At 64.8% G+C, this 22,887-nt stretch carries 21 protein-coding genes; 12 read left to right on the forward strand and 9 right to left on the reverse strand.

Annotation, left to right across the window (positions count from 1 at the left end; genetic code table 11):
- Positions 1–30: 30 nt before the first annotated feature.
- The 4 genes from LB564_RS27445 to LB564_RS27460 are packed head-to-tail and all read left to right on the forward strand — an operon-like array spanning position 31 to position 3,327.
- Complete coding sequence (locus tag LB564_RS27445; RefSeq protein WP_224542332.1) at positions 31–912, forward strand: branched-chain amino acid ABC transporter permease; 882 nt, start codon at positions 31–33, stop codon at positions 910–912.
- Complete coding sequence (locus LB564_RS27450; protein ID WP_224542333.1) at positions 909–1,871, forward strand: branched-chain amino acid ABC transporter permease; 963 nt, start codon at positions 909–911, stop codon at positions 1,869–1,871. The genes LB564_RS27445 and LB564_RS27450 overlap by 4 nt, the downstream gene beginning before the upstream one ends.
- Positions 1,868–2,593: an ABC transporter ATP-binding protein gene (locus LB564_RS27455; protein ID WP_224542334.1), complete on the forward strand. Its 726-nt coding sequence runs from the start codon at positions 1,868–1,870 to the stop codon at positions 2,591–2,593. Before LB564_RS27450 ends, LB564_RS27455 begins: the two co-directional genes overlap by 4 nt.
- Complete coding sequence (locus LB564_RS27460) at positions 2,590–3,327, forward strand: ABC transporter ATP-binding protein (RefSeq protein ID WP_224542335.1); 738 nt, start codon at positions 2,590–2,592, stop codon at positions 3,325–3,327. Before LB564_RS27455 ends, LB564_RS27460 begins: the two co-directional genes overlap by 4 nt.
- Positions 3,328–3,386: 59 nt before the next feature.
- Here LB564_RS27460 and LB564_RS27465 read toward each other — a convergent pair whose 3' ends face one another.
- A complete protein-coding gene (locus LB564_RS27465) occupies positions 3,387–4,769 on the reverse strand; it encodes a sodium:proton antiporter (protein WP_224542418.1) in 1,383 nt (460 codons plus the stop codon).
- Between the two features lie 70 nt (positions 4,770–4,839).
- On the reverse strand, positions 4,840–5,454 hold the full coding sequence (pncA, locus tag LB564_RS27470) for a bifunctional nicotinamidase/pyrazinamidase (RefSeq protein WP_224542336.1): 615 nt from the start codon (positions 5,452–5,454) through the stop codon (positions 4,840–4,842).
- Between the two features lie 295 nt (positions 5,455–5,749).
- On the opposite strand from pncA, the gene LB564_RS27475 reads away from it, so the two are divergent.
- The 6 genes from LB564_RS27475 to LB564_RS27500 are packed head-to-tail and all read left to right on the forward strand — an operon-like array spanning position 5,750 to position 12,811.
- On the forward strand, positions 5,750–6,604 hold the full coding sequence (locus LB564_RS27475; RefSeq protein WP_224542337.1) for an FAD binding domain-containing protein: 855 nt from the start codon (positions 5,750–5,752) through the stop codon (positions 6,602–6,604).
- Complete coding sequence (locus LB564_RS27480) at positions 6,601–9,354, forward strand: molybdopterin-dependent oxidoreductase (RefSeq protein ID WP_411910216.1); 2,754 nt, start codon at positions 6,601–6,603, stop codon at positions 9,352–9,354. Before LB564_RS27475 ends, LB564_RS27480 begins: the two co-directional genes overlap by 4 nt.
- Positions 9,351–10,892, forward strand: a complete 1,542-nt coding sequence (locus LB564_RS27485; RefSeq protein ID WP_224542338.1) for a 6-hydroxynicotinate reductase — start codon at positions 9,351–9,353, stop codon at positions 10,890–10,892. Before LB564_RS27480 ends, LB564_RS27485 begins: the two co-directional genes overlap by 4 nt.
- Entirely contained in the window at positions 10,892–11,776 is an 885-nt protein-coding gene (locus LB564_RS27490; protein ID WP_224542339.1) for a UPF0280 family protein, read from the forward strand. Before LB564_RS27485 ends, LB564_RS27490 begins: the two co-directional genes overlap by 1 nt.
- Positions 11,769–12,353 carry an amino acid synthesis family protein gene (locus tag LB564_RS27495; RefSeq protein WP_224542340.1) on the forward strand — a complete coding sequence of 195 codons (585 nt, stop codon included), beginning with the start codon at positions 11,769–11,771 and terminating at the stop codon, positions 12,351–12,353. Before LB564_RS27490 ends, LB564_RS27495 begins: the two co-directional genes overlap by 8 nt.
- Positions 12,350–12,811, forward strand: a complete 462-nt coding sequence (locus LB564_RS27500; protein ID WP_224542341.1) for a MarR family winged helix-turn-helix transcriptional regulator — start codon at positions 12,350–12,352, stop codon at positions 12,809–12,811. The genes LB564_RS27495 and LB564_RS27500 overlap by 4 nt, the downstream gene beginning before the upstream one ends.
- A gap of 47 nt (positions 12,812–12,858) precedes the next feature.
- Here LB564_RS27500 and LB564_RS27505 read toward each other — a convergent pair whose 3' ends face one another.
- From LB564_RS27505 to LB564_RS27515, 3 genes are read right to left on the reverse strand one after another with little or no spacing between them, the layout of a single operon-like run.
- Entirely contained in the window at positions 12,859–13,827 is a 969-nt protein-coding gene (locus LB564_RS27505; RefSeq protein ID WP_140703079.1) for a substrate-binding domain-containing protein, read from the reverse strand.
- Positions 13,824–15,137, reverse strand: a complete 1,314-nt coding sequence (locus tag LB564_RS27510) for an ABC transporter permease (protein ID WP_224542342.1) — start codon at positions 15,135–15,137, stop codon at positions 13,824–13,826. The genes LB564_RS27505 and LB564_RS27510 overlap by 4 nt, the downstream gene beginning before the upstream one ends.
- The gene (locus tag LB564_RS27515; protein WP_224542343.1) at positions 15,134–16,717 is read right to left on the reverse strand and encodes a sugar ABC transporter ATP-binding protein; all 1,584 of its coding nucleotides are present in this window, start codon (positions 16,715–16,717) and stop codon (positions 15,134–15,136) included. Before LB564_RS27515 ends, LB564_RS27510 begins: the two co-directional genes overlap by 4 nt.
- 219 nt (positions 16,718–16,936) lie before the next feature.
- Here LB564_RS27515 and LB564_RS27520 point away from each other — a divergent pair, with 219 nt between their 5' ends.
- Entirely contained in the window at positions 16,937–17,956 is a 1,020-nt protein-coding gene (locus LB564_RS27520; protein WP_224542344.1) for a LacI family DNA-binding transcriptional regulator, read from the forward strand.
- Between the two features lie 19 nt (positions 17,957–17,975).
- Here the strand turns inward: LB564_RS27520 and LB564_RS27525 are convergent, their stop codons facing one another.
- The 4 genes from LB564_RS27525 to LB564_RS27540 all read right to left on the reverse strand — a co-directional run bounded on the left by LB564_RS27525 (position 17,976) and on the right by LB564_RS27540 (position 21,912).
- Entirely contained in the window at positions 17,976–18,764 is a 789-nt protein-coding gene (locus LB564_RS27525; RefSeq protein WP_224542345.1) for an inositol monophosphatase family protein, read from the reverse strand.
- 76 nt (positions 18,765–18,840) lie between these two features.
- A complete protein-coding gene (locus LB564_RS27530; protein ID WP_224542346.1) occupies positions 18,841–19,842 on the reverse strand; it encodes an LLM class flavin-dependent oxidoreductase in 1,002 nt (333 codons plus the stop codon).
- Positions 19,839–20,672, reverse strand: coding sequence for an arylamine N-acetyltransferase family protein (locus LB564_RS27535; RefSeq protein WP_224542347.1), 834 nt, complete (start codon positions 20,670–20,672; stop codon positions 19,839–19,841). The genes LB564_RS27530 and LB564_RS27535 overlap by 4 nt, the downstream gene beginning before the upstream one ends.
- Positions 20,673–20,742: 70 nt before the next feature.
- On the reverse strand, positions 20,743–21,912 hold the full coding sequence (locus LB564_RS27540; protein ID WP_224542348.1) for an AI-2E family transporter: 1,170 nt from the start codon (positions 21,910–21,912) through the stop codon (positions 20,743–20,745).
- A 413-nt stretch (positions 21,913–22,325) separates the two neighbouring features.
- Here LB564_RS27540 and LB564_RS27545 point away from each other — a divergent pair, with 413 nt between their 5' ends.
- The gene (locus tag LB564_RS27545) at positions 22,326–22,826 is read left to right on the forward strand and encodes a carboxymuconolactone decarboxylase family protein (protein WP_224542349.1); all 501 of its coding nucleotides are present in this window, start codon (positions 22,326–22,328) and stop codon (positions 22,824–22,826) included.
- Positions 22,827–22,887: the final 61 nt, after the last annotated feature.

Consider the following 22,887-nt stretch of genomic DNA (forward strand, 5'->3'; position numbering starts at 1 on the left):
CTTCGTGCCGCCCTCTCAAGCGTGTAATCAATGCACTTCGGACCCCATCTCCTCCTGGCAACCCTCGAAGGCCTCGTCACGTCTGCCGTGTTGGCGCTGACGGCGCTGGGCTTGTCGCTGGTGTTCGGCGTCATGCGTGTCGTCAACGTCGCCCATGGCGAATTCTTCATGCTCGGTGCCGTGCTTGCCTGGGCGATCACCACGGCGATCTCGGGCCACCCGGCACTCGGTTTCCTGGCGGCGCTGGTGATCGCACCGCTGATCGTCGGCGCCATCGCGCTGGTCGCCGAGCGGCTGGTGCTGCGCCGGCTCAATTACAATCCTGAAGGCACCATCGTCGCCACGATCGGCATGCTCTACATCATCCAGCAGCTGGCGCTAACCTTCTATGGTCCTGAAGCGCGGCCCGTCGAGCCGCCCTTCAGCTACCGCATCCTTCTGCCGTGGTTCGGCTATTCCGGCTACAAGCTGTCGATCATCGCCGCCTCCGCGCTGCTGCTGATCGCGACATGGCTGGTGCTGACGCGCACGAAAATCGGCCTGATCATGCGCGCCACGCAGTATGACAGCGAGACGGCGCAGGCCTTCGGCATCCCAGTCGGCCGCGTCTATGGCGGCGTCTTCGCGCTCGGCGCCATGCTGGCGGCCATCGCCGCGGTGCTGATCGTGCCGATCAGCCAGGCGCATTATCTGATGGGACAGGATCCGCTGCTGCTTTCCTTCATCGTCGTCATCATCGGCGGGCTGGGCTCGCTGCGCGGCACCGTCGTCGCCGCCGTGCTGATCGGCCTGTCCGACGGCATCATCTCGATGTTCTTCTCGCCGACCTTGGCCAAGATCATCGCCACGCTGCTGGTCGCCATGGTGCTGGTGTTCCGCCCGCAAGGCCTGTTCGGGACGGCAGCGCGATGAGCGAAGCTTCGCCGGCAAAGGCCTACGCGCTCCATCTCGGCGTCATCGCCCTGCTCTTCGTGCTGAGCTTCGTCCTGCCGGAATACTATCATGGCCTGCTGGCCCGCATCATGGTGCTGGCGGTCTTTGCCATGGGCTACAACATGCTGTTCGGCTATGTCGGCCTGCTCAGCCTCGGCCACGCCATGTTCTTCGGCGCCGGGCTCTATGGCGCCGGGCTTGCCATCATCCAGTTGGGCTGGGGCGTGCCGGCGGCATTCGCCGCTGGTCTCGCCTGCGGCGCCGCTCTCGCCCTGATCATCGGCCTGCTGGCACTGCGCACCACGGGTGTCGCCTTCATGATCGTCACCATGATGTTCGCCCAGGTCTTCTACCTCGCCATCCTCTATTTCGCGGCGTGGACCGGCGGTGATCAAGGCCAGGTCGTGCCGCAGCCGGCGCGTGTCCTTACCTTCGGCGCGACGTCGCTCGATCTCACCAATCCGACCATGCGCTACATGACGGCACTCGGGTTGTTCTCGCTCGTGCTGCTGATCACGCTTGCCGTCGTCCGCTCCCGCTATGGCCGCGTGCTGGTCGCCATCCGTGAAAACGAAGAACGCACGAGGATGCTGGGCTACGACACGTTCTCGAACAAGCTGGCCGCCGTGGTCGTCTCCGGCACGATCTGCGCGGCCTCGGGGGCCGCCTACGCGCTGCTGTTCGGCTATGTCGGATCGAGCTTCGCTTCGGTGCAATATTCGATCCTGCCGCTGCTGTGGGTCTTGCTCGGCGGTGCCGCCACAACGCTCGGACCGCTGATCGGCACGCTGTTCATGTACTATGTCATCGACCTCACCAGCGGCTACACATCGGCCTATCTGCTGATCGTCGGCATCGCGCTGATCCTGCTGGTGCTGTTTTTTCCCAAAGGGATTCTCGGCACCATCCGCCAGCGCTGGCTCGGATGGCTGCCATGACACCGCTTTTGACCACCAAGGGCCTGTCGCGCGACTTCGGCGGCCTGCGCGCCGTCGACAATGTCGACTTCGCCTTGATGCCCGGCGAAATTCGCGCCGTCATTGGCCCCAACGGGGCGGGGAAGACCACCTTCGTCAGCCTGATCAGCGGCCGCATCCAGCCATCTTCGGGAACGATCGTCTTCGACGGCGCCGATATCACCGGTCTGCCGACCTATGTCAGGGTCCGACGGGGCATTGCCTACACCTTCCAGATCACCAGTGTCTTCGCCAACCTCAGCGTATATGACAATGTTGCGCTGCCGGTGCAGCTCACACTGAGCGACATCCGCTCGAAGGATGCATTGCGCGCGGGCGTCATGTCGGCGCTCGAACGTACAGGGCTGGCCGACCGCGCTCATATGCCGGCCGGGCAATTGTCCTACGGCCATCAGCGGTTGCTGGAAGTGGCGATGGGCCTGGCGTTGAAGCCGCGCCTGCTGATCCTCGACGAGCCGACGCAAGGCCTGGCCGATGGCGAGATCGATAATTTCATCGAACTCGTGCGCGATATCGCCAAGAGTGCCACCGTCCTTCTGATCGAGCACAACATGCCGGTCGTCATGCAGCTTGCCGACCGCATCACGGTCTTCAACGCCGGCAAGATCCTGGCTGAAGGCACGCCCGAGGCGATCCGCGAAAACAAGGCGGTGCAGGAAGCCTATCTGGGGACCGCCCCATGATCGAAACGAACAAGGCGGAGACCAGCAAGGCGGAAGCACTGGCGATCTCGGGGCTGAATTGCTTCTATGGCGAGGTCCAGGTGCTCTACGGGCTCGACCTCGCGCTGAACAAGGGCGAGGTGCTGTGCCTGTTCGGCCGCAACGGCGCCGGCAAGACGACGACGCTGAAGGCGATCATGGGCCTGGTTCCGGCGAGTGCCGGTTCGATCAGCCTTGCCGGCAAGGAATTGACCGGCCTGCCGGCGCATGAAGTGCCGAAGGCCGGCGTCGCCTATGTGCCGCAGGGAAGGCGGCTGTTCGCCGAGATGACGGTGGCCGAGAACATCGAGATCGGGCTGATGGCGCGCGGCAAGGGCAAGGCGACGAAGGAGCAGGTGCTCGACCTCTTCCCGCTGCTGCGTCAGCGGCTGCGGCAGCGCTCCGGCACGCTGTCGGGCGGCGAGCAGCAGATGCTGGCCATGGCGCGTGCGCTTTGTCTCGAGCCGCAGGTGCTCTTGCTCGACGAGCCGACCGAAGGGTTGATGCCATCGATGATCGGGAAAATCCGCGAGACGGTGTCGAAGCTGCGCGAGATGGGCGTGTCTACCATCCTGGTCGAGCAGCGGGTCGATGCCGTTCTGTCGGTCGCCGACCGCGTTTGTTTCATCGAAAACGGCCGCAACCGCGAAACGGTCGATGTCGAGGAACTGCGTGCCGACCCGTCGGCGGTCAGGCGCTATGTCGGCGTCGGCTGACAGAAGCATTCCAGGAAGAGTGTGTAGCGGTCTTCCGCCCGGAATTGCGTTGGATAAATCTAGCCAAAGAACAGAAAACCCGCGATCAAAAAGGTCGGGATCAGCACCAGCCCGGACCACAGCATATAGCCGAAGAAGCCCGGCATCTTCACCCCGCGATGCCTGGCAATGGCATAGACCATGAAGTTGGGCGCGTTGCCGATATAGGTGTTGGCGCCCATGAACACGGCACCCGCCGAGATCGCGGCGAGCGTCGAGGCCAACTCGGTCATCAGGTGCTGAGTGTCGCCGCCGGCCAGCTCGAAGAACACCAGATAGGTCGGCGCGTTGTCGAGGAAGGACGACAGCGCCCCGGTCAGCCAGAAATAGGCGAGGTCATTGGGCGTGCCTTGCGCCGAGGTCACCAGCGCGACCAGAGGCGCCAGCGCGCCGTCATGGCCGGCTCTCAAAATGGCGACGACCGGCACGATGCAGATGAAGATGCCGGCAAACAATTTGGCCACTTCAGCGATCGGGCCCCAGTTGAAGCCGTTCGCCTCGCGGTGGCTCTTGTAGGAAAGGGGAAGCGACAGCAGGGCCAGCGCGAGGATGACGGCGTCGCGTACCAGGTTCTGCAGTTCGAGACCGACGCCGAACACGGAAAAGCTCACGCCCGGCTTCCAGGCCGCCGACAGCAGGATGGCGCCGATCACACCGGCCAGCAGCGGGAGGTTGGCCAGGCCACGCAGCCGCACCTTCGTATCGGGTGTCGGATCCTTGATCTTCGGTGCGCCAGCCTCGCGCCGGTGCAGGATGATGTCGATCGCCAGGAACACCGCCAGTACGACGACGCCGACGAACAGCGTCTCGCGCCAGAGATTCGTCGTTGTCCAGAAGAAGTCGACGCCGCGCAGGAAGCCGACGAACAGCGGCGGGTCGCCGAGCGGCGTCAACGAGCCGCCAATGTTGGACACCAGGAAAATGAAGAAGATGACGACATGGGCATTGAAAGGCCTGGCATCGTTGGCGCGCAGGATCGGCCGGATCAGGATCATCGAGGCGCCGGTCGTGCCGATGACCGAGGCAAGCAGCGCTCCGACGATCAGCAGTCCTGCATTGACCAGCGGTGTGCCGTGGATGTTGCCGGCAAGCAGGATGCCGCCTGAAATCGTATAGAGCGCGAACAGCAGCACGATGAACGACATGTATTCGGTGAGCAGCGCGTGCAGCACCGCCTCGGTTGCGGCCGGAGCACCGAAGGCGACCGCGAGCGGCACGATCACCAGCGCCGCCCACAAGGCTGCGATCTTGCCGTAATGGTGTTCCCAGACATGGTGGAACAGCAGTGGACCGGTGGCGATCGACAAAAGCAGCCCGGCAAAGGGCAGCGCCCACCACAGCGATATCGTGGCGCCTGGCAAGCCATGCTCTTCGGCCGCGAAGGCTTCTGCCGGAAACAGCATCGCGAGGGCGAGCGCGCCGGCCGCCCCGATCGCAATCGGCAAGGATCCCTTTATGCCCCCCACGGCGTCGTTAGCCCGGCGTGTGATCTTCGAGTGTCACGCCGGCATCGCGCATTTTGGCCAGCATCGTCTCGAACGATCCGTTGAGATCGATGCCACGGCAGGCATCGAGCCTGACCGTGGTCTTGAATCCCTGTTTGACCGCATCCAGTGCCGAGAAGGCGACACAGAAATCGGTCGCCAGGCCGACCAGGGTCAGCGTGTCGATGCCGCGCTCCCTGAGATAGCCGGCGAGCCCCGTGGGCGTCGCGTGATCGTTCTCGAAGAAGGCGGAATAGCTGTCGATGGCGGGCCGAAAGCCCTTGCGGATGACGAGTTCGGCCTTGGTCCAGGCCAGACCCGAGTGAAAATCCGAACCCAGGCTACCCTGGATGCAATGGTCCGGCCACAAAGTCTGCGGACCATAGGGCATCTCGATTGTCGAATAGGGCTGTGAACCCGGGTGGCTGGAGGCGAAGCTGGAATGGCCGGCGGGGTGCCAGTCCTGTGTCAGCACGACATGGTCGGTTCGCCGTATCATGTCATTGACCAGCGGCACGATCTCGTCGCCGCCGGTAACGGCCAGCGCGCCGCCCGGGCAAAAATCATTCTGCAGGTCGATGACGACAAGCGCTTCGTCGGCCATGGGGCCTCCTTCTTCTCTGTGTTGGGATCAGGCTCCAGTAGAAAGATGCCGCTGACGCGACCGGACGCAGAAACTTGACCAGATGGCCGGCCGCGTCAACCTCCGAAGACATAACAATCGCGTTGCCCGCGTTCCGGCAAGGACGGTGAGCAAAACTCTGGCTTTGACAATTTCCGCCGTCTTGATATCATTTGCATACGAATGAATTTCCGGGTCAAAAGCCGGGAATTGTCCCGAGGTAAGCGCCTTGGGCGGGCACTTTCGGGGAAGGCCCATCTTGTTGGGAAGGCAAAGCGTGACCCGTTACGCGAAACCCACCACGGTCGACGAGGCGCTCGCGCTGCTTGGCGAGGGCGCCTGGCGCATCCTTGCCGGCGGCACGGATTTCTATCCGGCGCAGGGCAGCAGGCCGTTTCGCGACAATGTCCTGGACATCAACGGCCTCGCCGCGTTGCGCGGCATCGCCGAGACCGATACCCATTGGGTGATCGGCGCGCGCACGACCTGGACCGATGTCATCCGCCATCCCTTGCCGCCAGCCTTTGACGCGCTGAAACAGGCCGCAGGCGAGGTCGGCTCGCCGCAGATCCAGAACGTTGCTTCCGTCGCCGGCAATCTCTGCAATGCCTCGCCGGCCGCCGACGGCGTGCCGGGGCTGCTCGTGCTCGACGCCGAGGTCGAACTGCGCTCGGCGGCGGCGACACGCCATCTGCCCTTGTCGGATTTCATCCTCGGCAACCGCCGTACGGCCTTGCAGCCCGGCGAGATGCTGACGGCCATCCGCGTGCCGAAACCCGCCGGCACATCGGCTTTCGTCAAGCTCGGCGCCCGGCGTTATCTCGTCATCTCCATCGCCATGGTGGCGGCGCGTCTGGTGGTCGAGAACGGCGTTGTCGCGGATGCGGCGATCGCCGTCGGCTCCTGCTCGGCCGTAGCCAGGCGGCTTGCTGGGGTCGAGGCGGCATTGCGCGGGCTGCCAGTGGGCACTGGGCTTGCCGAGGCTGTCCGGTCCGCGCCGATGACGGAACTGTCGCCGATCGCCGATGTGCGCGGCAGCGCCGAATACAGGCTCGACGCCGTGCGCGAGATCGTTGCGCGCGCGGTGCTTGCGGCGGCATCGATGCCGACGGACGACAAGGTGGCTGCATGAGCATGGATCGCGCCGATATCGCCTTCGCGGTCAATGGCGCCGCTGTCTCTGTCAGCGTGCCGCCGCTGCGCCGGCTGTCCTCGGTATTGCGCGACGAATTGCGGCTGACCGGCACGAAGGTCGGCTGCGACGCCGGCGATTGCGGCGCCTGCACGGTGCTGGTCGACGGCGACCCCGTCTGCGCCTGCCTGATGCCGGCGGCCTCGGCAGCTGGCACCGCGGTGACGACGGTCGAAGGACTGGCCAATGGCAGGCTGTCGGCGCTGCAAGCCTCGTTCCTGGCGCATGGCGCCGCGCAATGCGGCATCTGCACGCCGGCGCTGCTGGTCGCCGCCACCGCGCTGCTGGATACCGAACCCAGGCCGACCGAAACCGAGGTGCAGGACGCGCTGGGCGGGATCCTCTGCCGATGCACCGGCTACCGCAAGATCATCGCGGCGGTGATGGAGGCCTCCCTCCAGGCCGCCAGCCTGGACTTCCGTCTGCCCCGGTCCGGCCACGCCATTGGCGCGTCACCGGTCAGGCTCGACGGCGTTCCAAAGGTCACCGGCGACGAAAAGTTCGGCGGCGATTCCTTTCCGCCCGATGCGCTTGCCGTGCTGGTGATCCGCTCGCCCCATTATCATGCCGGCTTCGCCTTCGGCGACATCGATGGCTGGGCGAAGGCGCATCCAGGCATCGCGGGCGTTTTCACGGCCGCCGACATCCCGGGAAAAAACTGTTTCGGCGTCATAGGTCCGTTCGCCGACCAACCGGCGCTGGCCGAAGACTTTGCCCGGCTTCGCGGCGAGGCGGTGGCGCTGGTCGCCGGCGAGCGCGAGGCGATTGCCGATCTCGATCTGTCGGATTTCCCTATCCGTTGGACCGAGCTGCCGCATGTGCTGCAACCCCGCGACGCGCAGGCCGAAGGCGCGAGGCTGATCCACGGAAACCGCCCGGCCAATCTGTTGACCAGGGGTTTTGTCGAACGCGGCGATCCCAAGGCAGCGCTTGCCAATGCGGCCGTCACCGCGACCGGCGCGATCGAGACCTCCTATGTTGAGCATGCCTATATCGAGCCGGAAGCCGGCTATGCCTATCTCGACGGCGACACGCTGGTCGTCGTCGCCTGCACCCAGGCACCCTACATGGACCGCGACGATACGGCCAAAGTGCTTGGCCTTGCCGTCGACAAGGTGCGCATCGTGCCGACCGCGACTGGCGGTGGCTTCGGTTCCAAGCTCGACGTTTCCCTGCAGCCTCTGATAGGCCTCGTGGCGCTGAAGACCCGGCGGCCGGCCGCCCTTGCCTACAGCCGCAACGAATCGATGATGTCGACCACCAAGCGTCATCCCGCCGAAATGCAGGCCACCATCGGCGCCGATGCCGACGGTCATGTCACAGGCATGGTCTTCGAAGGCGATTTCAACACCGGCGCCTATGCAAGCTGGGGTCCGACGGTGGCCAACCGCGTGCCGGTGCATGCGTCCGGCCCTTATCTCACGCCCAACTATCGTGCCGAGGGTCGCGCCATCCACACGCATGGGCCGATTGCTGGCGCCTTCCGTGGCTTCGGCGTGCCGCAGGCAACGATCATGCAGGAGACGCTTTATGACGAGCTCGCCGGCAAGCTCGGTATGGATCGGCTCGAGTTTCGCCTGACGAACTGCCTTCGGAACGGCTCCGAAACGGTTACTGGACAGCGTCTGGAGTCTGGCGTCGGCATCGCCGAATGCCTCGAGGCCCTGCGGCCGCACTGGGCGCGGGCGACGGCTGACGCCGATGCGTTCAACAGCGCCAGCATCGATAGAAAGCGTGGCGTCGGCGTCGCTTCGTGCTGGTATGGTTGCGGCAACACCTCGCTGCCCAATCCGTCGACCATTAGGGTCGGCATCGCACCCTCGGGCGCCGTCATCCTGCACCAGGGCGCCGTCGACATCGGCCAGGGCTCCAACACCGTCATCACCCAGATTTGCGCCGACGCGCTCGGCCTGCCGCTGGAGAAATTCCAGCTGAAAAGCGCCGATACGGCGATCAGCCCCGACGCCGGCAAGACCTCGGCCTCGCGCCAGACTTTCGTCACCGGCAAGGCGGCCGAAAAGGCGGGCCGCGCCTTGCGCGAAAAAATCCTGCGCTTCGCCAATGTCTCGGACAAGGCTTCCCTGCGACTGGATGGCGCGGCGATCGTCATCCGCGAGGGCGAGGCGACGCGCAGCGTCGACCTCGCCGCACTCGATGCGGATGCCGACGGCTTCGTCTTCCGCGCCGAGGAGACATACGATCCGCCCACGCTGCCCCTCGACGCCAAGGGCCAGGGCAAGCCCTATGCCGTCTATGGTTACGGCGCGCAGATCGCCGAACTGGAGGTCGACCTCAAGCTCGGCACGGTGAAGCTCTTGAAAATCACCGCCGCGCATGATGTCGGCAAGGCGATCAATCCGCTGATGGTCGAGGGCCAGATCGAAGGCGGCATAGCGCAAGGCATCGGCATGGCGCTGATGGAAGAATACATCCCCAGCCGCACCGAGAATTTGCACGACTATCTCATCCCGACCATCGGCGACGTGCCGCCGATCGAGACCATCCTGATCGAGGTTCCCGATCCCGAAGGGCCGTTCGGCGCCAAGGGCCTGGGCGAGCATGTGCTGATCCCGACGGCGCCGGCGATCCTCAACGCCATTCGTCACGCCACTGGCGTGCTGGTCACCAAGGTGCCGGCAACGCCAAGCCGCATCTTGGCGGCCATTCGCGACAAGGAGGCACGCCAATGAGCGAGCTTGCCGAGCGCTTCGAAACCCATGATCCCGGCGAAAAGCTGGTGGCGGAAAAGATCCGCTGCGATGCCTGTCCGGTCATGTGCTACATCGCCGACGGCCGCACCGGCGCCTGCGACCGCTATGGCAATGTCGCCGGCCGGATCGTGCGCATGGACCCGCTGACCATCCTCGACCATGCGGCCGAGACCGGGGCTGCGATGGTGCCCTTTGCCGCCGAGGGCGAGCAGTGGGATGGCGAACTGGTCAACACCGGCCGCCGCTTCGTCACGGCGATCGGCGCCGGCACCACCTATCCCGACTATAAGCCCGCACCCTTCATCGTCAGCCAGGAGGTCGAGGGCGTCGATCTCGTCACCGTGGTGACCGAAGGCATCTTCTCCTATTGCGGCGTCAAGGTGAAGATCGACACCGACCGTCATCTCGGACCCGAGACGGCTGTGGTGCGGTCGCAAGGCGAGGCCATCGGCCATGTCACCACGGGCGAATATGGCTCGCAGATGCTGTCGCTGGGCGGCGTGCATCATCTGACCGGCGGCTCCAAGGCGGAGGGCCGCGCCACCTGTGATGCGCTGCTCGATTTGTGCAACCGCAAGCCGGTGGAACTCGCCATCGACGGCGGCGCGACGGTGATCGTCGAAGCCGGCAAACCACCTGTCATCGACGGCAAGGCCGAACACCGCATGCGGGTCGGCTGCGGCTCGGCGACCATCGGCATGTTCGCCACGCAATGGCGCGGACTGGTCGACGAGGTCGTGGTGGTCGACGACCACATCACCGGCGTCGTCTCCGAACACCAGGCCGGCAAGGTGCTGGGCTGGCAGGATACCGGCATCAAGATCGTCGGCCGCCGCTCGACGCCAGGCCGCTATTTCAAGGTCTCCGAGCCAGGCCTAGGCTGGGGCGGCACCAGCATATCGGATCCGCTGTCGATCCTCGGCGAATGGAACGCCAAGAAGGGCGCACGGCCGGGCCTGTCGCTGCTGATGGTTTCGACCACCGGCGAGCAGTTCGCCTATTACGAACTCGACGACGAGCTGAAGCCGGTCGAAAAGCCGTTTCCGGAGCGGTTGCGGAAATCCGTCAATCTGATCGAGGACAATTGCGAGCCGGCTTTGTGCACCGTGCTGTTCATCGGCGGCGCCGGCGGCTCGCTGCGCGCCGGCGTCACCGAAAACCCCGTCAATCTCACCCGCTCGGTGCAAGGCCTGAAGACCTACGTGACGGTCGGCGGCGCGCCGGTCTATGTCTGGCCGGGTGGCGGCATCACGCTGATGGTCGATGTCACCAGGGTGCCGGAAGGCGCCTTCGGCTATGTGCCGACGCCGGCCTTGGTGGCGCCGATCGAATTTACCTTGCGCCGCGACGACTATGTCAGGCTCGGCGGCTACCAGGCCGAGATACGCAGCGTCGAAGACATCGTTGCCAAGGGCGGCGAATATCTCAATCCGCGCCGCGGCGGCGATGCGCCTGCCGGCAATCCGTGGCCGCCGCTGGCACAGTTGCGCCGTGCCGGTTCGAACGGGGCCGGGTGATGCAAGGCCCGCAAGCGCACTGGCTGCAGGACGGCAAGCGGCTACATCTTAATCATGGGCCGATCGACCTGATCGTCGAGGCCTTTGGCGAGGCGAATGAAAGCCGCCTGGCCTATGAGCAGGCCGTCGCTCGCTTCCAGACCATCCTGATGGAGTTGGTCGAAGAGCTTCCCGACCTGCGCCTCCCGGCGTTTTTCCTGGCGCCGCGCGCCTTTGCCGGCCCGACGGCGCGCCGCATGGAAGCAGCCGTCATGCCCCTGGCCGAATGCTTCATCACCCCTATGGCCGCTGTGGCCGGATCGGTAGCCGACGAAATGCTCGCCGCGCTGCTTGCCGGGCGCAAGCTCGATCGCGCCTACGTCAACAATGGCGGCGACAGCGCCCTTCACATCGGCAAGGGCCGTTCGATGGGATTGGCGGTCGCCGGCACGGGCAACGGCATGGCCGACCGGATCACGATCCGCGCGGCGGATGGCGTGCGTGGCGTTGCCACCAGCGGCTGGCGAGGCCGCTCCTTCTCGCTCGGCATCGCCGACGCCGTCACCGTGCTGGCGCGGACCGGCGCCGAGGCAGATGCGGCGGCGACGCTCATCGCCAATGCGGTGGACCTGCCAGGCAATCCCGCCATCAGACGCGTTCCCGCACGCGACTTGTCGCCAGACAGCGATCTTGGCACGCGTCTGGTGACACAAGCCGTCGGCACGCTTGCACCTGATGAAGTGGCACGCGCCCTGGACAATGGCCTTGCCGTCGCCGAAGATTTTCGCCGGCGCGGCCTGATTGCCGCATCGGCGCTGTTTCTGGGTGGGGAGGCCCGCATCAGCGGCGCAGTGGCACTCGGCGCGCCCGACAAGCATGAACCGGAGGAAGTTGCCCATGCCTGAATTCCCGATCCGCAAGATCGCGGTGCTGAGCGAGGAAATTTTTCATGAGGGCGGGCCTGTCGCTGAGGTGCCGCGCCGGCGTGCCGCGGCCATGGCCGTGGTCAGGAATCCGTTCGCCGGGCGCTATGTCGAGGATCTGCAAAGCGCGATGGAGGATCTGAAGCCGCTCGGTCTGCTGCTCTCCGACAAGCTCATCGCCGCGCTTGGCGGCGACGTCAAACAGATCGACGGTTACGGCAAGGGCGCAATCGTCGGCATCGCGGGCGAACTGGAACATGGTGCGCTGTGGCATGTGCCGGGCGGCTACGCCATGCGCGAGCGGCTGGGCGATGCCAAGGCAATCGTGCCGTCGGCGAAGAAGGTCGGCGCCTTCGGGTCGAAGCTCGATGTGCCGCTCGGCCACATCAACGCCGCCTATGTGCGCAGCCATTTCGACGCCATGGAAATCGGCATCAGCGACGGCCCGCGTCCCGACGAGATCCTGTTCTGCCTTGCCATGACCTGCGGCCCGCGCATCCACAATCGCATGGGTGGCCTCGCGGCGGATGGGATAAAAGCCTGGGACGGGCTGCGGTGAGCGGCGAGGACAACCTGCTCAAGCTGGTCGAGGCCGAGGAGGTCGACGATCACGACTACCTCCTGCAGGAGCAGGTCGGCTTCATCCTGCGCAAGGCGCATCAGCGCCATGTTTCGATCTTCGCCGCCCGCATCGGTGATCTGACGCCGCCGCAATTCGCCGCGCTCGCCAAATTGCGCGACGTTGGCGAGACCTCGCAGAACCAGCTCGGCACGCTGATTGCCATGGACGCGGCGACGGTGAAAGGCGTCATCGACCGGCTGAAGGCGCGTGGCCTGGTCGAGCTTTCCAGGCATGAGGTCGACAAAAGGCGGCTGCTGGTGAATCTGACGCCGGAGGGCCGCGACGCGATCGAGCGCCTGATACCGCTGGCCCGCGAGATCACGCAGGAGACCCTGGCGCCGCTCTCGGCCAAGGAGATCGCCACTTTCATGAAGCTGCTGGCGAAGCTGGCATAGATCGATACCGCCGGACGCCGATCAGCGCCCGGCGGTATCGTATCGTCTCAGAGCCCGTTGTCCTTCAGCACCTGGGCGGCGTTTTCCTTGGTGATCTTCTCGGTTGGCAAGGTGATGGTCTTCTCCACCTTCTCGCCATTGAGGAACTTGATCGCCTGGCGCAGGCCTTCAGCACCTGGGGTGACATAGGTGAAGGTCGCCGTCAGTTCGCCCTTGTTCACCATCTGCACGCCTTCGTTGGGCAGGCCGTCGATGCCGATGAACTTGATGTCCTTCTCGCGGCCGACATCCTTGGCGGCGAGATAGGCGCCGTACGCCATCGGGTCGTTGTGGCCGTAGACGAGATCGATCTTCTCGTTGGTCTTCAGCGCGTTGGCCATCAGATTGTAGGCCTGGTCCTGCTTCCAGTCGCCCGATTGCTGGTCGAGCAGGTATTTGATGCCCGGTTCCTTGTCGGTGAATTCATGGAAGCCGTCATGGCGGTCATGCGCCGGCTGGGTGCCCATGCCGCCCCAGATCTCGACGACATTGCCCGCCGCCTTGCCCTTGCCGCCGAGCAGTTCGACGGCATATTCACCGGCCGCGCGGCCGATCAGCGCATTGTCGCCGCCGACGAACTGCGTGTAGTCCTTGGTATCGACATTGCGGTCGAGCACGAAGACCGGGATCTTGGCGTCGATCGCCTGCTGCACGACACCGGTCAGGCCGGCCGATTCCTTCGGCGACACCAGAAGCGCGTCGACTTCCTGACGGATCAGGTTCTCGACGTCGGCGACCTGCTTCTCGGTCTTGTCCTCGCCGTCGGTGATGATCAGCTCGACTTCCGGATGCTTGGCGGCCTCGGCGATGATGTCCTTGTTGAACTGGGCGCGCCAGGGCTCGATGGTGGTCACCTGGGAGAAGCCGATCTTCCACTTCTTGTCCTGGGCGAAGGCATGGCCGGTGGAGAGCAGTGCCGTGGTGGTCAGCAGGGCCGCGCCGAATGCGGCAAGCTTCAGCATGTCACGTCGTTTCATTTCTTGTTTCCTCCGAGATTGAGAGACGGTGTCTCTTGCGACGGCCGTTTCGCGGCGGCCGTTTCCTTGTGCGCCGCCCCGGGCAGGCGCAGATAGGCCATGAGATCGCCGGCATTGCGCTCCTGCACGAGCACGGTGCCGATGATGATCATCCCCTTCAGCACCAGCTGAAGGTTCGAATTGATGTTGTGGAGCTGCAATATGTTGGAGAGCAGCCCGAAGATCAGCACGCCGCAGAAGGTGCCGATCAGGCTGCCGCGCCCGCCCATCAGGCTGGTGCCGCCGATGACCACGGCGGCGATGGCGTCGAGTTCCAGCCCGGCGCCGGCGTCCGGCTTGCCTTGCCGGTACTGCGCCACGTAGAGCACCGCGGCGATGCCGGCGAGCAGTCCCGATATGGCATAGGTGGCGATCTTGACGCGGCCGGCGGCGATGCCGGAAAGCCTGGCCGCCTCCTCATTGCCGCCGATGGCATAGACATAGCGGCCGAACGGCGTGAAGCGCAGCACCGCGCCGTAGATGACGATGGCGCCGAGGAAGAACAGGCCGGGCATCGGGATGACGCCGAACACCAGTGAGCGCAGCAGCTCGAAATCGGCGGTGGCGTTGGAGCCGGTATAGACCGGCAGCACCGCATTGTTCTGGCCGGCGGTGAGCCGGGCGATGCCGAGCGCCGTCACCATCATCGCCAGCGTGACGATGAACGGCTGCAGCCGCCCGCCGACGATGATGAATCCGTTGATGGCTCCGAACAGCAGGCCGACGCAAGGTGCCACCAAAAGCACCCCGAGGACGCCGAATTTGGGCTCGATCTGCGGCAGCAGGTACCAGAGCGAAAGGCAGCACAGGACGATGCCGACGATTGCCGGCGTGACCAGGCCACGAACCGCGTCCAGCCTGACGTCGCGGGCCACGGCATCGGCGCCGGCGCGGGACTTCTCCAAATTGAGGAAGACGAAGCGGGTGACGACGAAGCCGAGGCACAGCGCCACCAGGGCAACGGTCGGCACGCCCAGCACGACGCCCGGCGTCACGCCCGGAACCGTCAGCAGCATGGCGCAGACCACCGAACAGATGGCCATCAGCGAGCCGACGGAAAGATCGATGCCACCGGTGATGATGACAGCCGTCATGCCGGTGGCGATCAGCCCGGTGGTCGACACCTGGCGCAGCACGTCGAGCAGATTTCCATAGGACAGGAAGATGTTGTTGCCCTTGGAGCTGACCGGCGAGCCCAGCACGCCGATCAGGAAGATGGCGATCAGGCCCCAGTAGAGCTTGGTGCGCGACAGGAGTTTCAGTGCGGTCATGCGGGTCTCGATAGGGTCCGGCGCGGTGCGGCGAGACGCATGATGGCCTCCTCGCTTGCCGCGCCGCGCGAAAGAATGCCTGTCTGGTGGCCGTCAGCCATCACCAGGATGCGGTCGGAAAGATGCAGCAATTCCGGCAGCTCGGAGCTGATGACGGCGATGGCCAGGCCATCGCTCGCAAGCCGGAAGATAAGGTCGTAGATCTCGCGCTTGGCGCCGACATCGATGCCGCGCGTCGGCTCGTCGAGCAAAAGTACGCGTGGCCTGGTCGCCAGCCATTTGCCGATGACCACCTTTTGCTGGTTGCCGCCGGACAGCGTGCCGGCCGGCTGGTCGATGTCGCGGCAGCGTATGCCGAGCGCCTTCACCGCCTGCCGCGCCAGCCCCTGTTCGCCGGCCAGCGAGCGGATGCCGAAGCGCGCCAGCGCGCCGACCAGCGGCAGTGCCACATTGTCCGATATCGACGCCTGCAGATGCAGGCCTTGCGTCTTGCGGTCCTCCGTGACGAGCGCGATGCCCAGCCGCCGTGCGTCACGTGGCGAACGGATATCCACCGGCTGGCCGTCGAGCCTGATCTCGCCGCCGGCGCGGCCACCGCTCGAGCCGAAGATCGCTTCCATGATCTCGGTGCGGCCCGAGCCCAGCAACCCGCCTATGCCCAGAATCTCTCCGGCGGCCAGATCGAAGCTGACGCCTTCCATCACCTGCCGCCAGCCCTGGCGGTCGGGCTTCGACAGCGACAGACCGCTGACCGAAAGCACGGTACGGCCGCCGGGATCCCGCTCGTCTTGGGAGGATGCGAGCAGGTCCCGTCCGACCATCGCCGAAATGATGGCATTCTCGTCGAGTTCGGCCATCGGCCGCGTCAGCACATGGCGTCCATCGCGAAAAACGGTGACGCGGCCGGCCAGATGCATCACCTCGTCGATGCGGTGCGAGATGTAGACGATGGCGACGCCGCTGTCGGCAAGCTGGCCGATGATGCGGAACAGCCGCTGGCATTCGGCGGGCGACAGGGCCGAGGTCGGCTCGTCCATGATCAGGATTCGCGCCGACATCGACAGCGCCTTGGCGATCTCGACCAGTTGCTGTTCGCCGACACGCAAGGCGCCGACGCGTGCGTCCGGATCGAGTTCGATGCCGAGGCGCTGCAAAAGGGCGCTTGCGGCGCGGCTGCTCGCCTTGCGGTCGACGATCAGTCCCGCGATCAGCTTCTCGCGCCCGAGGAAGATGTTATCGGCGACGCTGAGCTCCGGCACCAAATTGAGTTCCTGGTGGATGATGGCGATGCCCGTGTCCTCGGCATCGCGCACCCCGGCGAAGCTGACCGGTCGCCCGTCGATGCTGACCGTGCCTTCGTAGCCGGTATAGACGCCGGAGAGGATCTTCATCAGCGTCGACTTGCCGGCGCCGTTCTCGCCCATCAGCGCATGGACCTCGCCGCGGCGCAGTTCGAAGCCGACATCGATCAGGGCGGCGATGCCGCCAAAACTCTTGGAAATGTGCTCGGCGCTCAGAACGGTATCCGAGCGATCCGATGCCGCACCCTGCGTCGAGGAAAGGGAACTGCTCTGCTCCATGACAATGGCGGCCTCCCTTCCGTCGTCGTCAACGTCTACAAAAGCTAATCTAAACGTTTCGAATGTGTCAAGCCGATATCAGGTGTCGGAAGTTTGATGCATTTCGATTCTTGCCTAAAAGGACAGGATTCCGTACGTATTGGTGACAAAGGGGTGACGAAACGTTTCGAAATGACAGGGTCAGGGCGAAAAAAGCAGCGAAAATCCACCGCGCCCACCATGCTTCACGTGGCGGAAGCGGCGCGTGTCTCGGTCGCCACCGTGTCGGCGCTGATCAATGGCACGGCGACCGTCAGCCCCGAACTCAGCGCCCGCATCGAACAGGCGATCCGCGATATCGGCTACAAGCGCAACGCCATCGCCCGCAGCCTGAAGATGGGGACGACGCGCACCATCGGCTTGACCGTTCCGCACATCACCAACCCGTTCTTCACCGCCGTCGTCTCGGTCATCCAGCAGGCCTTCGATCGCGCCGGCTATGCCGTCATGCTGTGCTGCACGGACGAGGATCTGAATACCCAGGACGACCAGATCAGGCTGCTGCTCGACCGGATGGTCGACGGGCTGATCGTGGCCCGCGTCGGTGACGGCGCGATCCTCGAGCGGATCGTCGCCGATGCCAATGTGCCGGTCGTGCTGCTGGATCGCCTGTGCGAGGGCGTCGACACCGACGCCGTGGTTCTCGACAACCAGCGCGCGGTGTTCGACGCCATCAGCTATCTGGTCAATCTCGGCCACCGGCGCATCGGCTATATCACCGGCACCTCGGATATTTCACCCATGCATGACCGGATGACCGGATATTGCGAGGCGCTCCAGGCCGCCGGCTTGCCCGTGGCCGAGGAACTGATCCGCTCCGGCAATTTCCACGAGATCGACGGCTACAACGCAACCATGCAGCTTTTGTCGCTGCACGACCGGCCAAGCGCGATCTTCTCGGCCAACAACCCGATGGTGATCGGCACCATGAAGGCGATCCGCGACATCGGCCTGTCCTGTCCGGAGGACATTTCGGTCGCCTGCTTCGACGACTTTCCCTGGTCGGATGTGTTCCAGCCGCAACTGACCACGGTGGCGCAGCCGGTGCAGGCGATCGGCGAACAGGCGGCCAATCTGCTGCTCGACCGTCTCGCCGGCAACAGGGATGCGCCGCCGCGCAAACTCGTGCTCAAGGGCCGGCTGATGATCCGCAATTCGTGCCGCCCACTGGCTGCGGTTGTGCAGAGCGTGAGGGCCTGAACAGGCGTCCGCGCATCGACTAAAAGACGCCGGAGCACAGCTCCTGCAGCTTGGAAAACACACCCTTGCCGCCCGTGATGACCTGTGTCCCGCTTTGCAGCACCGTCTTGGGATCCGCCTTCAGCACCGTGCCGCCGGCTTCCTCGATCAGCAGCATGCCGGCCACGCAGTCCCAGGCGTTCATGTGTTCCTCGACATAGCCAAGCAGGCGGCCCGAGGCGACATAGGCAAGCATCAGGGCGCCGGACGCGTTGCGGAAGAAGACGCCGCCTTCGGCGAGAACTTTCTTGATCAGCACGGCGATGTTTTCGGCCTCGGCCCGGTTTGAAAACCCGGTTCCCACCGAGCCCTCTTCCAGGCTGGTCGCCGCACTCGTCTTGATAGGCTTGGCATTGACGAAGGCGCCGCCGCCGAGCCGGCCATGAAAGGTCTCGCCAGTCGACGGCTCGTGGATGACGCCGACGACCGTCTCTCCATCCCTGGCGCAAGCGATCACCACGCACCAGGCCGGAATGCCGCGCACGAAATTGGCGGTGCCGTCGATGGGGTCGATCACCCAGGAATAGCCGGTCGCGCCGGCGACCGAGGCGTGTTCCTCGCCGACGATGCCGTCCCGCGGATAGTCGGCGGCGATGGCCGCGCGGATGAACAGCTCGACCTCGCGGTCGGCCTGCGAGACCAGGTCCTGATGGCCCTTGCTCTCGATGGTCAGGCTGTCGAGATCGCGGAAATATTTCAGCCCGAGTTCGCCGGCGCGCCGCGCCAGTTCGATGGCAAACTGCTCGCGTCTATCGAGATCATGGGGCAAGGCAAGGCTCGCTGTTGCGAATGATACCCCGCACGTAGCAGAGCATTGATCTCGACAAAAGCTCTAGGACCCTGTTTCAGGCCGCTTGCGACAGCGATTTGTGCGCCTCGGCGAGGATCTCGAAGGAGCGCACGCGGGCGGCGTGATCGAATATCTGCGCGGTGACCATCAGCTCGTCGGCGCCGGTGCGGCGCACGAAGGCGTCGATGCCTTGCCGGACCGTCTCGGGCGAGCCGACGACGGCGCAGGACAGCGCTTGGCCGAGCATGGTCCTGGCCATCGGGTCGAGATCCCGGTCATAATTCTCGACGGGTGGCTGCAAGCGTCCGGGCCGGCCGGTGCGCAGATTGACGAAGGCCTGCTGCAGCGAGGTGAACAGCAGCCGCGCCTCGGCATCGGTGGGGGCGGCAAAGACATTGAGGCCGAGCATGACATGCGGCTTGTCGAGTTGCTCCGACGGCTGGAAGCGCGAGCGGTAGATGTCCAGCGCGTGATCGAGTTCCGCCGGCGCGAAATGCGAGGCGAAGGCGTAGGGCAGGCCGAGCATCGCCGCGAGTTGCGCGCCGTAGAGGCTGGACCCGAGAATCCAGATCGGCACCGTCTGGCCCTCGCCGGGCACGGCGCGCAGGCGCTGGCCTTCCTCGGCCGGCAGAAAATAGCCCATCAGCTCGACGACATCCTGCGGGAAATTGTCGACGCCGGCCTCAAGATTGCGGCGCAGCGCCCGCGCTGTGTTCATGTCCGTGCCGGGAGCCCGGCCGAGGCCAAGGTCGATGCGGCCTGGAAACAAGGCGGCCAGCGTGCCGAACTGCTCCGCGATCACCAGCGGCGCATGGTTGGGCAGCATGATGCCGCCGGCGCCGACGCGGATGGTTTCGGTACCGCCGGCGACATGGGCGATGACGACGGCCGTTGCCGCGCTGGCAATGCCCGGCATGTTGTGATGCTCGGCCAGCCAGTAGCGCTTGTAGCCAAGCCGCTCGGCGTGGCGGGCAAGGTCGAGCGAATTGGCGAGCGATTGCGAGGCATCGCTGCCTTCGACGATCGGCGCCAGGTCGAGAACGGACAGTTCGGTCATATGTTGGTCTCCACGATCTTCGTCTCGCGCACCCGTGCCTCGAAGGCCGTGCGGTCGGGAATGGTGATGCCGAGCTGGCCTTCCAGCGTGTCGGCAAGTTCGGCGGCGGTGGCGATCTGCCTCTGTTCGGTGCGGCCATCGATGTGATGGATCGACAGGCGGTTGCCGCGCAAGCCGTAGCGCCGGTCGGGCGCCGCGCGCGCCGCCAGGACCGAGGTCAGGAAATGCGATGCCGGGTTGGTCGACAGGAAATAACTGGTGACGGAACAGTCGACTTCATAGTGCGGCTGCAGATCGAAGCGATAGAGCGAGCGCCAGTCGCCGCCGATGGCGGCCTGCAGGCGGAAATGGTCGCCGGTTTCGACGATGCGGAATGTCTCGTGCGGGGTGTTCTGTTCGAGACCCGGCTCGAGCAGCAGCGGGGCGGTCATCGTCAGGCCGCCGAAGCCGACATCGGCTATATAGGTCCGTCCATCGAGTTCGGTGCGCAGCAGCATGTGGCTGCGCGCCGTGATCGCGTCCTCGTTCTGGCCCCAGAGCACACGCGCGGCAAGACCGCCGACCTTGAAGCCGAGCGCCTCCAGCGCATGCATGAAGAGGAGATTGTGCTCGAAGCAATAGCCGCCACGTCCGGCAAGCACGATCTTGTCCTGCAGCGAGGCGGCGTCCAGCCGGACCGGGCGGCCCAGAAACGGATCCATGTTCTCGAAGGGGATAGCCTGCGGATGCAGGAAATGAAGCGTCTTCAGCGTGTCGAGCGAAGCCCCCCTGGAACCGGCATGGCCGATCCGGGCGAAATAGGCGTCGAGGCCGAAGGGAATGTCGCTCATGGGGAAAGACACCGGGCGCTGATCGGCCGGATATAGGCACTCGATCCCGCCGCCGCAAACCCTGCCACGGTTATGCGGCAGCCTTGCTATCCTGTTCGTTGGCTTCCTCTTCCACGACCGTGACATGTTGCGCGGCGAGGAAATTGCCGACATGGCTGAGGCCTTCGAAATGGTCGCAGAACACCTTGATGACGACCAGCAACGGCACCGCCATCAGCGCGCCAACGAAGCCCCACAGCCATGACCAGAAGGCGATGGCGATGAAGATCGCAACGGCGTTGATCTCGAGCCGCCGCCCGACCACCATCGGCGTCACGAACTGGCCTTCGACGATGTCGCACAGGATAACGAAGGCGGGCGCCAGAAGCGCGTAGGAGATCGAATCGAAACTGATCAGCGCGATGACCGCGACCAGCAGGATGGTGATCAGCGCCCCGACATAGGGCAGGAAGTTGAGCAGCGCCGCCGCCGCGCCCCAGACCAGCGGATTGGGCATGCCGAGCCCCCAGAGGCCGAGCCCGATCACGGCGCCCAGCCCGGCATTGATGACGGCGACGGTGAGCAGATAGTGCGAGATCTCGCGCTCGACATCATAGACGACGCGAAGAGCCCGCTTCTTCTGGCTGAGGCTGGCGAAGGACTGGATGATCTTCTCGTAGAACAGCGTGCCCGAGGCAAGCAGGAACAGCGACAGCACGAAAACGATGGTGATGCTGGTGCCCGCGTCGAGAATGTTGCTGGCGGCTGTCGACAGGATGCCGGACGGCGCCACCGCGACCCGCTGCACGCCCGGTTCCTGCGAGGTCTCGGTCAGCGCTTCCAGTTGATGCGCGAGATCCATCATCCGCGCCAGCGGCCGCTTGAACTGCGCCAGCCGTTCCGTGAGCTGCTGCCCGATCGAGGAGGTGTTGTTGATCAGATCGATGACCGGCCCGCTGAGCAGATAACCGGCGCTGGCAAACGCGAAGATGGAGAAGAGCACCAGCATTGTCGCCGAAACCACCTCGGGAATGCCGCTCTTGCGCAGGAAGCGGACGATCGGCGTCAGGGTCAGCGCCAGCAGGAAGGCAAGGATGACGGGCATGAAAAAAGCCCGGCCGAAGTAGAACGCGGCGGTGACCGCCAAAATGAAGATTCCGATCAGCAGCGACCGGATCAGCCGCAAGTTCGCGCGCGCCTCGGCACGCGAATACTGTTCGTCGGCAACGCCTGCGGCTAAGGCAGCGGGTTCGGTCTTCATGCTCACCCCCTCGCGCCGGCGCCCCTCAGCGATCGGCAATGCCCGGTGGAAACGCGGAGTCGCGGGCGGAGGTTCCATAAGCCGGCTTCGAGAGCGAGGTCCGTCATGCGCACTCTTCAGACCACTCCGACGCAGCGCATCGCGCGAAATATTACATCCGATGTAATTGAGACGACGCTCGCGGCTTGGCTAGAACAAGCAGGCTTTCGCGCAGCGGGTTTTAGGTAAATCCGTGCTCGGATGAGAAAAGCGGGCAGTGCAGCGCACGATTGATCACACGATGCCGTGGCGCGGCGCCGAAACTGTCCATGCGATCAGAAACCGATCTTTGAACAGAGGATTTCACAATGCAAAGGTTTACCCTTCAGACAATCGAGTCGGCACCGGAACGATCCAGGCCCACGCTAGAGGCGTTGCAAGAAAGATTTGGCTTTCTTCCCAACGTCATGGCGACCATGGCCAACAATCCGGTTCTCCTCAACGGTTTCGTCTCCAGCTTCGGCAGTTTTCACGGCGGAAGCTTCGACGAGATCGAAAAACAGGTACTGCTGCTGACCAACGCGGTCACCATCAGATGCCCCTGGACCGTCGCCGCGCATTCGACATTCGCCATCGAGGATGGGATTGCGCCAAGCGAGGTCAAGGCAATCCGGGACGGCGGCTTGCCGGCGGACCCGAAATATGCGGCTCTTTCGGCCTTGACCAGGGCGTTGATCGAAAACAAGGGAAACGTGAGCGATGCCGACATCGACGCGTTTACCTCGGCGGGCTATTCGAAGGCGCAGATCCTGGAAGTGGTAACCGGCGTCGGCGTTTCCACCATCGCGGCAACCACCACCAATATGGCCGGCACGCCGATCGAGGAACGCTTCCAGGCGCAGGCATGGTCTCCCGCCGCCGCGATGGCCGCCTGACCCGATCGACGGCGCATGGACCGGCTGGTGCCATGCGCCGTGAGGCAATGCCGGTCGTATC

Origin of the sequence: Mesorhizobium sp. ES1-6, assembly GCF_020164775.1 — a bacterium.
GTDB lineage: Bacteria > Pseudomonadota > Alphaproteobacteria > Rhizobiales > Rhizobiaceae > Mesorhizobium.

Coding starts and splice junctions, on each gene's coding strand:
- LB564_RS27445 (WP_224542332.1), top strand. CDS start 31: ATGCACTTCGGACCCCATCTCCTCCTGGCAACCCTCGAAGGCCTCGTC.
- LB564_RS27450 (WP_224542333.1), top strand. CDS start 909: ATGAGCGAAGCTTCGCCGGCAAAGGCCTACGCGCTCCATCTCGGCGTC.
- LB564_RS27455 (WP_224542334.1), top strand. CDS start 1,868: ATGACACCGCTTTTGACCACCAAGGGCCTGTCGCGCGACTTCGGCGGC.
- LB564_RS27460 (WP_224542335.1), top strand. CDS start 2,590: ATGATCGAAACGAACAAGGCGGAGACCAGCAAGGCGGAAGCACTGGCG.
- LB564_RS27465 (WP_224542418.1), bottom strand. CDS start 4,769: ATGCTGTTTCCGGCAGAAGCCTTCGCGGCCGAAGAGCATGGCTTGCCA.
- pncA (WP_224542336.1), bottom strand. CDS start 5,454: ATGGCCGACGAAGCGCTTGTCGTCATCGACCTGCAGAATGATTTTTGC.
- LB564_RS27480 (WP_411910216.1), top strand. CDS start 6,601: ATGAGCATGGATCGCGCCGATATCGCCTTCGCGGTCAATGGCGCCGCT.
- LB564_RS27485 (WP_224542338.1), top strand. CDS start 9,351: ATGAGCGAGCTTGCCGAGCGCTTCGAAACCCATGATCCCGGCGAAAAG.
- LB564_RS27490 (WP_224542339.1), top strand. CDS start 10,892: ATGCAAGGCCCGCAAGCGCACTGGCTGCAGGACGGCAAGCGGCTACAT.
- LB564_RS27495 (WP_224542340.1), top strand. CDS start 11,769: ATGCCTGAATTCCCGATCCGCAAGATCGCGGTGCTGAGCGAGGAAATT.
- LB564_RS27505 (WP_140703079.1), bottom strand. CDS start 13,827: ATGAAACGACGTGACATGCTGAAGCTTGCCGCATTCGGCGCGGCCCTG.
- LB564_RS27510 (WP_224542342.1), bottom strand. CDS start 15,137: ATGACCGCACTGAAACTCCTGTCGCGCACCAAGCTCTACTGGGGCCTG.
- LB564_RS27515 (WP_224542343.1), bottom strand. CDS start 16,717: ATGGAGCAGAGCAGTTCCCTTTCCTCGACGCAGGGTGCGGCATCGGAT.
- LB564_RS27520 (WP_224542344.1), top strand. CDS start 16,937: ATGCTTCACGTGGCGGAAGCGGCGCGTGTCTCGGTCGCCACCGTGTCG.
- LB564_RS27530 (WP_224542346.1), bottom strand. CDS start 19,842: ATGACCGAACTGTCCGTTCTCGACCTGGCGCCGATCGTCGAAGGCAGC.
- LB564_RS27535 (WP_224542347.1), bottom strand. CDS start 20,672: ATGAGCGACATTCCCTTCGGCCTCGACGCCTATTTCGCCCGGATCGGC.
- LB564_RS27540 (WP_224542348.1), bottom strand. CDS start 21,912: ATGAAGACCGAACCCGCTGCCTTAGCCGCAGGCGTTGCCGACGAACAG.